Genomic DNA, 11,128 nt, shown 5'->3' with positions numbered 1-11,128 from the left:
GCTTGCGGTGTGGCGTTCGCGGGCAGAGACCCGCTCCCACACGGCTTGGATCAACCTTGTGGGAGCGGGTCTCTGCCCGCGAAGAAGACGCCGCGGTGTATCAGACCAACCGCGTCAGGGCTCCTGCCAGCGAGGATCAGCCCAGGTTCTTGCCCAGCAGGGCATGGTACAGCTCGGTATCCCCAAGAATACCCACCACCTGTTTGTCACTGTCCTGCAAAACCAGTTTGTGGCCCGTCTGATAGCGGATCTGCAAGGCGTCGCGCATGCCGATGTCGGCACTGACCAGTGTCGGCCGGCGGCCCAGGCCTTCCATCGCCTGCCCGGGCGCCCAGCCTTGCACGTCGAGCACGTTGTCGCCCTGGCGTGCGCTGGTCAGCGAATTGCCGGCGCCCAGGTTCAGCCATGAATCCACGCCCGGATCCAGGCACACCGAACCGTTGACGCGGGTGCACTTGTCCAGGGTGCGCATCAGGCTGCGCCCGCATAGCACGTTGAGTGGGTTGGTGTGGGCGACGAAGGTCCGCACGTAATCGTCGGCCGGGTTGAGGACGATTTCCTCGGGTACGCTGTACTGGACGATCCGCCCGTCTTTCATGATTGCGATGCGGCTGCCCAACTTCAGCGCTTCGTCCAGGTCATGGCTGACGAAGACGATGGTCTTGCTCAATTTGCGTTGCAGCTCCAGCAACTCGTCCTGCAGACCCTGGCGGATCAACGGGTCGAGTGCGGAAAAGGGTTCATCCATCAGCAGGATGTCGGCGTCCATCGCCAGCGCCCGGGCCAGGCCCACACGCTGCTGCATGCCGCCGGACAGCTCGTCGGGCTTCTTGTTGCGCCATTGGGTCAGGCCCACCAGTTCGAGCTTCTCGTCGACCAGCTTGCGCCGTTCCTTTTCCGGACGGCCCTGCATCTCCAGGCCGAAACTGATGTTCTCGCGCACCGTTAGCCAAGGCATCAGGGCGAACTTCTGGAACACCATGGCGATGCGCTTGGTGCGCATCATCTTCAGTTCTGCCGGCGTGCACGAGGCGATGTCGATCTGGCGGTCTTCATGCTCGACGAACAGCTTGCCGCGGCTCACCGTGTTCAGCCCGTTGATGCAGCGCAGCAGGCTCGACTTGCCCGAACCGGACAACCCCATCAGCACGCAGATCTCGCCCTTGTTGATGTCCAGGCTGGCCTTTTCCACGCCGACGATCTGCCCGGTCTTCTTCAGGATCTCGTTGCGGGTCAGCCCTTGGTCGAGCAGCTTCAACGCCTCGCGTGGGTCCTTGGCGAAGATCACATCGACGTTGTCGAATCGAATAATGCTCATGCATCACCCCCTATCTTGACGTCGGGTTGTTTGCAGATACGGTCGAGCATGATCGCCAGCAACACGATGGCCAGACCGGCTTCGAAGCCCAGCGCGATATCGGCGGTGTTCAGTGCGTTGACCACCGGCTTGCCCAGACCATCGGCACCCACCAGGGCGGCGATCACTACCATGGACAGCGACAGCATGATGCACTGGGTGATGCCAGCGGCGATGCTCGGCATGGCGTGAGGCAATTCGATGCGCGACAGCAACTGGCGGCGCGAGCAGCCGAAGGCCTTGCCGGCGTCCATCAGTTCCTGCGGCACGTCGCGGATGCCCAGGTAGGTCAGGCGAATGGGCGCGGCGATGGCGAACACTACCGTGGAAATCAGGCCCGGTACCACGCCCAGCCCGAACAGGGTGAGCGTGGGGATCAGGTAGACGAAGGTCGGTACCGTCTGCATCAGGTCGAGGACCGGCCGCATCATGGTGTAGAACATCGGCTTGTGCGCGGCGACGATGCCCAGCGGCACGCCGATGATCACGCAGACCAGGGTGGCGAACAGCACCTGCGCCAGGGTCTCCATGGTTTCCTGCCAGTACCCCAGGTTGAGGATCAGCAGGAACGACAGCGCCACGAACAGCGTCAGGCCCCATTTGCGCTGGATGAAATGCGCCAGCGCAGCGATCAGGGCGGTCAGTACATAGGGGTTGAACCAGGTCAGACCTGCGGTAAAACCATGAATGATCGCTTCGAGCGTGGACGCGATGGCATCGAACGTCGAAGCCCCGTGTTGGGTGAGCCAGTCGACGAAGGCCGCGATGTACTCGCCCAGGGGGATCTTGTGGTCTGTCAGCATGGTAGTGAGTGTCCGCATGCGAGGAAACGAAGGGCCGGCGGGTGAGGCCGGCAACCGCCGGCCCGCCTGCCAGCGTTATTGCGCGAGCTTGGCCTTGACGGCTTCAAGACCCGGCTTGCCATCGATAGTGGTGACGCCCGCGAGCCAGGTGTCGAGCACCTGTGGGTTGTTTTTCAGCCAGGCTCGTGCAGCGGCGTCGGGTTTCTGCTTGTCGTCCAGGACGTTGCCCATCAGCGTGCTTTCCATGGCCAGGCTGAACTGCAGGTTCTTCAGCAACTGGCCCACGTTGCTGCACTCCTGGGTGTAACCCTTGCGTGTGTTGGTATAGATGGTGGCCTGGCCGAAGTTGGGGCCGAAGAAGTCATCGCCACCGGTCAGGTACTGCAGCTTGAAGCGGGTGTTCATCGGGTGCGGTTCCCAGCCCAGGAACACCACGTCGGTGTTGCGCCGCTGGGCGCGGTCGACCTGGGACAGCATGCCGGCCTCGCTCGATTCGACCACTTTGAAACCGGCGTCCTTGAGGCCGAAGGCGTTCTTGTCGATCATGCTCTGGATCAAGCGATTGCCGTCGTTGCCCGGTTCGATGCCGTAGATCTTGCCGTCCAGTTCCTTCTTGAATTTGACGATGTCGGCGAAATCCTTCAGGCCCTTGTCGTACAGCGCCTGGGGAACGGCCAGGGTGTACTTGGCGTTTTCCAGGTTGGCCCGCACTGTTTCCACGGTACCGGCGTCGCGATAGGGCTTGATGTCGTTTTCCATGGTCGGCATCCAGTTGCCCAGGAAAACGTCCATGTTCTTGCCATCGGCCAGGGACTTGTAGGTCACCGGCACGGAAATCATCGTGGTCTTGGTCTTGTAGCCCAGTGACTGCAGCACCGCACTGGTGACGGCGGTGGTGACGGTGATGTCGGTCCAGCCGACATCGGAGAAATTCACAGTGGCGCATCGCGCCGGTTCCGCTGCTTGAGCCAGTACAGGCAGGCCCAGCAGGGTGGCCAGCAGAATCGATGTTGGACCTTTCATGGTGTGCTCCTGGTTTTCTCGGCGTGGGGCGCAAGGGCATGCCACGCTTGTTTGAATGCTCGATCGCCGCGTCCGCGACGGGTGCGCCGCCAAGGTGCCAGGCGATCGGGCCGTGAGTGATCATGTACCAGCGCAAATCAGCCGCCTACCGGGTGCGTCGTATCCAGTGCGGGCAGAGTCGCATCCAGTGTCGGTGACGTCGCTTACAGCTCATGGGCTTGCAGCAGCGACCTTACCCGCGACACCTGCGTACATCCACTTATATGAAGTTGCCACACGAACGTGCAGAGGCGAGCTGCACGCCTCTTTTTCGCGCGCAGCTCATCACCGGTGCCTTCGACCGCGCTCCGCAGTGGGCTGCGGCGAACAGCGTGCTTGTGGTGACACTTGGCGGTGCGCTACCCCAGCGGTTGCTACCGAATTGCTCAGACCCCACGGCGGGTATGCTTTTGAGGAGAATCGACGGTCGCCCGCGAAGGTCTTTCGCAGCGCTCTGCATAGCCCTGCGCGACGTCGTTTTCAGGCGCGGTGGAGTTCCCGACCAATTGTCGGCATGGGGTTTGCGTAGCAAAGCAAAGCCCCTGTTAAACAGAGGGCAATAACAAGAGCCTGCCTGAGGCCACCATCCGCTTCGCGTAAGGAGATACCGCAATGACATCCTTCACCACCGGCGCTCAGCCGCAGACTCGCAGTCCTCAGTCCATCGGCTTCCTGTTGCTCGACAACTTCACCCTCATCTCCCTGGCCTCGGCAGTCGAACCGCTGCGCATGGCCAACCAGTTGTCCGGGCGCGAGCTGTATCGATGGACCACCCTGAGCGCGGACGGTGGCCAGGTGTGGGCCAGTGACGGCCTGCAGATCACTCCGGATTCGGCCATGCACAAGGCCGCGCCGATGGACACGGTGATCGTCTGTGGCGGCGTCGGTATCCAGCGTGCGGTGGGTCGTGATCACGTCAGCTGGCTGCAGAGCCAGGCACGGCAGTCCAAGCGCCTGGGTGCGGTCTGTACCGGCAGTTGGGCGCTGGCCTGCGCCGGTCTGCTCGACGGTTTCGAGTGCAGCGTGCACTGGGAATGCCTGGCCTCGATGCAGGAGGCCTTTCCCCGCGTGGCCATGAGCACGCGCCTGTTCACCCTGGACCGCAATCGCTTCACCAGTTCGGGCGGCACGGCGCCGCTGGACATGATGCTGCACCTGATCAGCCGCGATCACGGCCGCGAGCTGTCGGCGGCGATTTCCGAGATGTTCGTCTACGAGCGCATCCGCAACGAACAGGATCACCAGCGGGTGCCGCTCAAGCACATGCTGGGCACCAACCAGCCCAAGCTGCAGGAGATCGTCGCGTTGATGGAGGCGAACCTGGAGGAGCCGATCGACCTGGACGAGTTGGCGGTGTATGTGGCGGTGTCGCGACGCCAGCTGGAGCGGCTGTTCCAGAAGTACCTGCATTGTTCGCCGTCGCGCTACTACCTCAAGTTGCGCCTGATTCGCGCCCGGCAGTTGCTCAAGCAGACGCCCATGTCGATCATCGAGGTGGCGTCGGTGTGCGGCTTTGTGTCCACGCCGCATTTCTCCAAGTGCTATCGCGAGTATTTCGGCATTCCGCCGCGTGACGAACGCGTCGGCTCCAATACCACCCAACAGGTGGCGATGCTGCCGATCCCTCAGGCCATGGTCCTGGCCGGACCGTTGTCGGCACTGAGCCAGGCGCGCAACGAATCGACCTTTGCCAGTGTGAGGATCTGATACCGCGGCGCGCTCTTCGCGGGCAGAGGGCTCGCCGCCCGCCCCGCTCCCACAGGTGTGATGCAAGCTCTGTGTGATGTAAACCCTGTGGGAGCGGGCTCTGCCCGCGAAGAGCGCGCCGCGATAGGTCAGACTACCCGCCACGCTCCCACAATGGGCTCAGCTGGGGCTGGGTTGAAATTCAGGCCCGCTTCGAATGTTGGGCCAATGCCGGCAGCAAGGTCCGGTCGATCGCCTGGCGGACCGCCGGCAGGATGGTCGCGCTGCCGGTCAGCATCTGTTCCACCATCTTGCGCAGGGCCTGGGCCCGGCCGCTGTCCAGGCCGCGCACTGCGCATTCACAGGCCTGCTCGGCCGTGGCGCCTGCGGGCATCTCGAAACCCAGTGCGCGCAGCTGGCCCAGCAGGTCCTCCTGATCAATCAAGTCCGCATGCATCATGATGCTGATCCTTTTTATGGGTGGCGTGACGTTGTCCGGATTCTGGTAGCCGCGCACGCGCTGAGCAAGAGGCGGTGGTCCGCATGGCCGGATTGCACACGAACAGGTCGTTTTTCGCCGTGTTCGCAGCGGCTGTAAGCCAGCCATGTAGCAACCGGGTATGGCACTTGGCGGGGCGGGCCTGAATACCCTTGCCGTTCACTTTCAATGGACGGCAACGGACATGCTCGACTTTCTCTCCTTTCAAGGCGTCGGCCCCTCTCCAGCCCTGGGCCCTATCGGACTGGCGCCACGGCTGAACTTCATCACCGGCGACAACGGTCTGGGCAAGAGCTTCGTGCTCGATACGGCATGGTGGGTGCTGACCCGCACCTGGGCCGCAGGCAAGCCGATCAAGGCGCGCGAGTCGTCGGCGCTGCCGGTCATCGATTATCGTTTCACCGGCGCAGACCGCAGCGCCGGGCAATGGGCCTGGCAGCGAGACCGCTGGGCGCCGGTAGGCGACGTTACCCCGAGCCGTTCGCTGGTGGTGTATGCCCATGCCAACGGCACCTTCAGTGCCTGGGATCCGGTGCGTAATGCGGGTGAGCTGGCGGCCTATCACTTCGATGAAAACCAGCTGTGGCACGGTACGTCGATGGCGGGGCAGGGGCGCTTGTGCAACGGCTTGATCAACGACTGGGTACGCTGGCAGCGTACTTACGGCTGCAAGGCGTTCGGCGCTTTGAAGCAGGTCCTGCGCGCACTGTCACCGTCGCGCGAGGAACTACTGCTGCCCGGTCGGCCGTGCCACATCGGCCTGCTCGATGAAACCGAATATCCGACCCTGCAGCGGCCCCAGGGACGGGTGCCCTTGCCTGAAACTTCCAGTGCGATCCGCCGCGTGGTGGCCCTGGCCTACATGCTGGTCTGGACCTGGGAAGGGCACCGCCGCGCCTGTCGCCTGGCCGGAGTACGGCCGAGCGATGAGCTGGTGTTTCTGGTGGATGAGGTCGAGTGCCATCTGCATGCGCAGTGGCAGCGTCGCATCGTCCCTGCGCTGATGGATGTGGTCGGCGCGCTGACTCGCCAGCGCCTGGCAGTGCAGATGATCGTGGCCACCCATTCACCGCTGGTGCTGGCCTCCATGGAGACCCAGTTCGTCGAGGCGCGCGATGCGCTGTTCACCTTGAGCGTGGAGGAAGGCCAGGTGCAGTTGCACCAGCAAACCTGGGCGGCTCAGGGCGATGCGGTGAACTGGCTGGTATCCCAGAGTTTCGGTCTGCGCCAGGCCCGCTCGGTGGAAGCGGAAGCGGCCATCGGTGCCGCCGAAGCCTGGATGCGCGGCGAGCGATCCGGCTTGCCCGAGAAGCTGGACAGCGAGGACGCGATCCAGTTGCAGCTGTTGCGAACCTTGCCCACCGGGGATCATTTCTGGCCAGCCTGGATCGTCGCCAAGGGAGGCCTGCCGGCATGATCGAACTCGTTCATCCACTGCCCGAGCCCCACGGCTTCGACGAGCGCTGCCGCCAGCGCGGCAACGCCTGGTTGCAGGACAACCCTGACGTTGGCAGGCCGCGGGACTACTGGTCGCCGTTTCGTCCGCAGTTGGGCGAAGGCTTTGCCAACCGCTGTGCCTTCGGTGCCATGTACATTCCCAGCGGCACCGTGGAGCATTTCATCAGCTGTGATGAGGACCGCGGCATGGCCTACGAGTGGAGCAACTACCGCTATGTCGACGCCTGGATGAACAGTGCCAAGGGCAGCAAGAAAGCCGAGGACTTTCTCGATCCGTTCGAGGTGCGCGAGGGCTGGTTCGAGGTGTTGCTGCCGTCGCTGCAACTGGTGCTGACCGACAAAGTGCCCGAAGCGGTGAGGGCGCGGGCCGAGTACACCCTCAAGCACCTGCCATTGCGCGACGACGAGCGCGTGATGCGCGTGCGTCGGCAGTGGTTGCGCTTGTTCGAGGAGGGCAAGATCGGGCTCGAAGGGCTGCGCGAGATGGCGCCGCTGATTGCCGCGGCGGTGGATCGGCGGGATGGTTGATTGAACTGGAAGGGCAGTGTTGGCCTCTTCCCGGGCAGAGGGCTCGCCGCCCGCCCCGCTCCCACAAGAGGGTACTCGCCTTGGAAGGCAAGGTTGTCTTGTGGGAGCGGGACTCTGCCCGCGAAGGGAGCGACACGGTATTCAGCCACGCAACGCGATCCGTCGCCCGGCATACTCGGCTGCAGGCTGATGCCGCTGCGCCTCGAAAGCCTCGGCCAGCGCCGCGAGCGAAGCCTTTCCAAACACCGCCGACCTCGGCCCCTGCAGATCCACATGCAAGAGCATCTGCTCGCTGGCTGCCAGTACCTCGTCCACGCCTTGCAAGTGCAGCGTGTGGTAGACCTGCACTCGCTTGCGGTCATGGGCCAGCACCCGCGTGCGCACCTGCACCTCCGTCCCCAGCTTGACCTCATGCAGGTAGTTGAGGTGACATTCCAGGGTGAACAGCGAGTGCTGGTCACGCTGCGGATCGACGCCGATGCGGGCCATGAATGCGTCGGTGGCGTAGCTGAAGATCAACAGGTAGAACGCATCGCGCAGATGGCCGTTGTAGTCCACCCACTCCGCGAGCACGGGCGTCTGGTAAGTGATCATTCGGCGAAACTCATGCCGTGGCGGGCCTTGGTCACCCGTACCGCGTCCAGCACTGCCAGCAGGCAATCGTCGCGGTAACGCTCCAGGGCGCCGATACTGTGTTTCCCCAGTTGCGCCGAGGTCCCGGCCACGACGTCGTCGATCAGTGTGTCGGTCAGCTCCGGCGCGGGCAGGTAGGTCCAGGGCAGCTTCAGGGCTGGGCCGAACTGGTTCATGAAGTGCCGCATGCCGGCGTCGCCGCCCGCCAGGGTATAGGTCAGAAAGGTGCCCATGAACGACCAGCGCAAGCCGGCGCCGAAACGAATGGCGTCGTCGATCTCTCCCGTTGTGGCCACACCGTCGTTGACCAGATGCAAGGCTTCGCGCCACAGCGCTTCGAGCAGGCGGTCGGCGATGAAACCGGGCACTTCCTTGCGCACGTGCAGCGGGCGCATGCCCAGGCTTTCGTAAACGCTGATGGCCGCCTGGACTGCCTCGGGTGCGGTGTGTCGGCCGCCGACCACTTCCACCAACGGCAGCAGGTAGACCGGGTTGAACGGATGCCCGACCACGCAGCGTTCCGGGTGTGTGGCGCCCTCGTAGAATTCGCTGGGCAGCAGGCCCGAGGTGCTGGAACCGATCAAGGCGTCGGGCTTGGCAGCGGCGCTGATGCGGGCGTGCAGTTCCAGCTTCAATTCCAGCCGCTCTGGAGCGCTTTCCTGGATGAAGTCGGCGTCGCGCACGCAGTCCTCGACGGTGGCCACAAAGCGCAGCCGCGATTGCGCCGCACCCGCCGCCAGACCTTGTTTGACCAAGGCAGGCCAGGCATTGGCGATGCGCTGGCGCAAGGCAGCTTCGGCGCCGGGCGCCGGGTCCCATGCGACGACGTCCAGACCATGGGCGAGGGCGCGGGCAACCCAGCCGCTGCCGATGACGCCGCTGCCCAGGGCAGCGAAGGTGTTGATGTGGGTGATGTAGGTCATGGGTTGGTCCTGGAAAAGTGTGTGGGGTGAGGGCCTCTTCGCGGGCAGAGGGCTCGCCGCCCGCCCCGCTCCCACAAGGTTCGTGCTCACCGTGTGGGAGCGGGTCTCTGCCCGCGAAGAGGCCCTCCGGGGGCACCAAAAAAATCACCGCCGAACGAGGTTCATCTTTTGCCGCCCCTCGGCCGGCGTTAGCACCCGTGCCCCGAGCCGGGTCAGAATCTCGCTGGCCCGTTCCACCAGTTGACCGTTGGTGGCCAGCACGCCTTTCTCCAGCCAGATGTTGTCTTCCAGCCCGACCCGCACGTTGCCGCCAAGCAGCACGGCCTGCGCGGCCATGGGCATCTGCATGCGGCCGATACCGAAGCCGGCCCACACCGCCTCCGCCGGCAGGTTGTCGACCATGGCCTTCATGGTGGTGGTATCGGCCGGCGCGCCCCAGGGGATGCCCAGGCACAGTTGGAACAGCGGATCGTGCAGCAGTCCTTCCTTGATCATCTGCTTGGCGAACCACAGGTGGCCGGTGTCGAAGATTTCCAGCTCCGCCTTCACCCCCAGCTCGGTGATGCGCCGGGCGCCTGCACGTAGTTGCTCGGGTGTGGATACGTAGATGCTGTTGCCGTCACCGAAATTCAGGGTGCCGCAGTCCAGGGTGCAGATCTCCGGCAGCAGCGCTTCGACATGGGCCAGGCGCGCCAAGGGACCGATCAGGTCGGTGCCAGCACCGAAGGCCATCGGCGTTTCTCCGGGGCCGATTTCCAGGTCGCCACCCATGCCGGCGGTGAGGTTGACGATGATGTCGATATCGGCTTCGCGGATGCGCTCCATCACTTCCCGGTACAGCGCCACGTCGCGGCTGAAGCGGCCGGTCTGTGGGTCGCGTACGTGGCAGTGCACCACGGTGGCCCCGGCCTTGGCGGCTTCCACGGCCGCAGCGGCGATCTGCTTCGGCGTAACGGGAACGTGAGGGCTTTTGGCGGTGGTATCGCCAGCACCGGTCAAGGCGCAGGTGATGATGACGTCGTGGTTCATTGCAGGGGTCCTTGTAGGTACTTGTGTCTACCGGGCGGTGACGCGGCTTGCGCCGCTGTCGGTTTCCCGTAGGAGCGGTCATCGGCCGCGAAAAGGTCACCGCGATCAGGCTGATGCACCGCGGTGCCTGGTTCGCGGCCACTGACCGCTCCTACGCAGAATATGCACGGCCGTGATCAGATCGCGGCGGGTTTGCCGTCGAAGGTGGTCACGCCTTGCAGCCAGCGCTGGCGGTCTTGCGGGTGGTCCTTGAGCCATTGCCGGGCCGAGTCGAAGGCGTCCTTATGCTCCAGCAGCGGTTGCATCATTCGGCTCTCGTCTGCGGCCGTGAAGGTCAGGTTGCTCAGCAGCTTGTCCGCGTTCGGGCAGCGGCTGGCGTAGTCCGGCGCGGTCACCGTCCACACCGTGGCCATGCCTTCGTTCGGGCCTAGGGCGTCTTCGCTGCCGGTCAGGTAGGTCATGTCCTGGTTGACGTTCATCGGGTGCGGCGCCCAGCCGAAGAACACGATGGCCTCGTTGCGCTTCACCGCGCGGGTCACCGCCGACAGCATCCCGGCCTCGCTGGACTCCACCAGTTGAAAGTCGCCGAGGCCGAAGCGGTTCCTGGCGATCATGTCCTTGATCTGGGTATTGGCGCCGGACCCCGGCTCGATGCCGTAAATCTTGCCGCCCAGTTCCTTCTTGAATCTGGCGATGTCGGCGAAGCTTTTCAGGCCCTTGTCGGCCAGGTAGGTCGGTACGGCCAGGGTGGCGCGGGCGTCCTTGAGGCTCGGTTGGTCGAGCACGCGCACCTGCTTCTGCTCCACGAAGGGCGTGATGGTCTGGGTCATCAGCGGGTTCCAGTAGCCCAGGAACATGTCCAGGCGCTGGTCGCGAATCCCGGCGAAGATGATCTGCTGGGAAGCGCTGGTCTGTTTGACGTTGTAGCCTAGGTCTTCAAGCAGCACTTGGGTCATGGCGCTGGTGGCGATCACATCGGTCCAGTTGACCACGCCCAGGCGCACGTTCTTGCAGCTGGCCGGTTCCGCAGCGCTGGCGATGCTGGTCAACAGTGCGGTACCGGTAAGCATCAGCAGGCAGCAGCTGATCAGTCTGTTCATGATGGCTCCCTCAAGCGGCAGTTCGAATTGTTATGGGGGCGGTGTCTACG

The 11,128-nt window shown here is 64.0% G+C and carries 11 protein-coding genes; 3 read left to right on the top strand and 8 right to left on the bottom strand.

The window, feature by feature from the left end:
- Positions 1-136: 136 nt before the first annotated feature.
- From choV to QMX89_RS19265, 3 genes are all read right to left on the bottom strand, one after another.
- The gene (choV, locus tag QMX89_RS19275) at positions 137-1,318 is read right to left on the bottom strand and encodes a choline ABC transporter ATP-binding protein (protein ID WP_282349449.1); all 1,182 of its coding nucleotides are present in this window, start codon (positions 1,316-1,318) and stop codon (positions 137-139) included.
- Positions 1,315-2,160 carry a choline ABC transporter permease subunit gene (choW, locus tag QMX89_RS19270; RefSeq protein WP_043192362.1) on the bottom strand — a complete coding sequence of 282 codons (846 nt, stop codon included), beginning with the start codon at positions 2,158-2,160 and terminating at the stop codon, positions 1,315-1,317. The genes choV and choW overlap by 4 nt, the downstream gene beginning before the upstream one ends.
- A gap of 75 nt (positions 2,161-2,235) precedes the next feature.
- A complete protein-coding gene (locus tag QMX89_RS19265; RefSeq protein ID WP_056844665.1) occupies positions 2,236-3,183 on the bottom strand; it encodes a choline ABC transporter substrate-binding protein in 948 nt (315 codons plus the stop codon).
- Positions 3,184-3,834: 651 nt separating this feature from the next.
- On the opposite strand from QMX89_RS19265, the gene QMX89_RS19260 reads away from it, so the two are divergent.
- Positions 3,835-4,929, top strand: a complete 1,095-nt coding sequence (locus QMX89_RS19260) for a GlxA family transcriptional regulator (RefSeq protein ID WP_049861400.1) — start codon at positions 3,835-3,837, stop codon at positions 4,927-4,929.
- 181 nt (positions 4,930-5,110) lie between these two features.
- Here QMX89_RS19260 and QMX89_RS19255 read toward each other — a convergent pair whose 3' ends face one another.
- Positions 5,111-5,368: a hypothetical protein gene (locus QMX89_RS19255; RefSeq protein ID WP_056844664.1), complete on the bottom strand. Its 258-nt coding sequence runs from the start codon at positions 5,366-5,368 to the stop codon at positions 5,111-5,113.
- 223 nt (positions 5,369-5,591) lie between these two features.
- Here QMX89_RS19255 and QMX89_RS19250 point away from each other — a divergent pair, with 223 nt between their 5' ends.
- Both QMX89_RS19250 and QMX89_RS19245 read left to right on the top strand, forming a co-directional pair.
- Positions 5,592-6,824 (top strand): AAA family ATPase, encoded by a 1,233-nt coding sequence (locus QMX89_RS19250; RefSeq protein ID WP_282349444.1) that lies wholly within the window; start codon positions 5,592-5,594, stop codon positions 6,822-6,824.
- Positions 6,821-7,393: a hypothetical protein gene (locus QMX89_RS19245; RefSeq protein WP_282349443.1), complete on the top strand. Its 573-nt coding sequence runs from the start codon at positions 6,821-6,823 to the stop codon at positions 7,391-7,393. The genes QMX89_RS19250 and QMX89_RS19245 overlap by 4 nt, the downstream gene beginning before the upstream one ends.
- 141 nt (positions 7,394-7,534) lie before the next feature.
- Here the strand turns inward: QMX89_RS19245 and QMX89_RS19240 are convergent, their stop codons facing one another.
- The 4 genes from QMX89_RS19240 to choX form a co-directional block, all read right to left on the bottom strand.
- Positions 7,535-7,987, bottom strand: a complete 453-nt coding sequence (locus QMX89_RS19240; protein WP_282349442.1) for a thioesterase family protein — start codon at positions 7,985-7,987, stop codon at positions 7,535-7,537.
- On the bottom strand, positions 7,984-8,949 hold the full coding sequence (locus QMX89_RS19235) for an L-carnitine dehydrogenase (RefSeq protein WP_282349440.1): 966 nt from the start codon (positions 8,947-8,949) through the stop codon (positions 7,984-7,986). The genes QMX89_RS19240 and QMX89_RS19235 overlap by 4 nt, the downstream gene beginning before the upstream one ends.
- Positions 8,950-9,093: 144 nt before the next feature.
- Positions 9,094-9,978, bottom strand: coding sequence for a 3-keto-5-aminohexanoate cleavage protein (locus QMX89_RS19230; RefSeq protein ID WP_282349439.1), 885 nt, complete (start codon positions 9,976-9,978; stop codon positions 9,094-9,096).
- Positions 9,979-10,154: 176 nt separating this feature from the next.
- Complete coding sequence (gene choX / locus QMX89_RS19225; RefSeq protein ID WP_282349438.1) at positions 10,155-11,078, bottom strand: choline ABC transporter substrate-binding protein; 924 nt, start codon at positions 11,076-11,078, stop codon at positions 10,155-10,157.
- Positions 11,079-11,128: the final 50 nt, after the last annotated feature.

The sequence above is a fragment of the Pseudomonas sp. PS01301 genome (assembly GCF_029960215.1).
Classification (GTDB): domain Bacteria; phylum Pseudomonadota; class Gammaproteobacteria; order Pseudomonadales; family Pseudomonadaceae; genus Aquipseudomonas; species Aquipseudomonas coleopterorum.
The sequence above is the reverse complement of the archived record's forward strand: the minus strand, read 5'-3'. Positions and strand labels throughout refer to the sequence as shown.

What these genes read in the sequence shown, in the direction of transcription:
- QMX89_RS19255 (WP_056844664.1), bottom strand. Translation starts at nt 5,368, where the DNA reads ATGATGCATGCGGACTTGATTGATCAGGAGGACCTGCTGGGCCAGCTG.
- QMX89_RS19265 (WP_056844665.1), bottom strand. Translation starts at nt 3,183, where the DNA reads ATGAAAGGTCCAACATCGATTCTGCTGGCCACCCTGCTGGGCCTGCCT.
- choX (WP_282349438.1), bottom strand. Translation starts at nt 11,078, where the DNA reads ATGAACAGACTGATCAGCTGCTGCCTGCTGATGCTTACCGGTACCGCA.
- choW (WP_043192362.1), bottom strand. Translation starts at nt 2,160, where the DNA reads ATGCTGACAGACCACAAGATCCCCCTGGGCGAGTACATCGCGGCCTTC.
- QMX89_RS19235 (WP_282349440.1), bottom strand. Translation starts at nt 8,949, where the DNA reads ATGACCTACATCACCCACATCAACACCTTCGCTGCCCTGGGCAGCGGC.
- QMX89_RS19260 (WP_049861400.1), top strand. Translation starts at nt 3,835, where the DNA reads ATGACATCCTTCACCACCGGCGCTCAGCCGCAGACTCGCAGTCCTCAG.
- QMX89_RS19230 (WP_282349439.1), bottom strand. Translation starts at nt 9,978, where the DNA reads ATGAACCACGACGTCATCATCACCTGCGCCTTGACCGGTGCTGGCGAT.
- QMX89_RS19250 (WP_282349444.1), top strand. Translation starts at nt 5,592, where the DNA reads ATGCTCGACTTTCTCTCCTTTCAAGGCGTCGGCCCCTCTCCAGCCCTG.
- QMX89_RS19240 (WP_282349442.1), bottom strand. Translation starts at nt 7,987, where the DNA reads ATGATCACTTACCAGACGCCCGTGCTCGCGGAGTGGGTGGACTACAAC.
- choV (WP_282349449.1), bottom strand. Translation starts at nt 1,318, where the DNA reads ATGAGCATTATTCGATTCGACAACGTCGATGTGATCTTCGCCAAGGAC.
- QMX89_RS19245 (WP_282349443.1), top strand. Translation starts at nt 6,821, where the DNA reads ATGATCGAACTCGTTCATCCACTGCCCGAGCCCCACGGCTTCGACGAG.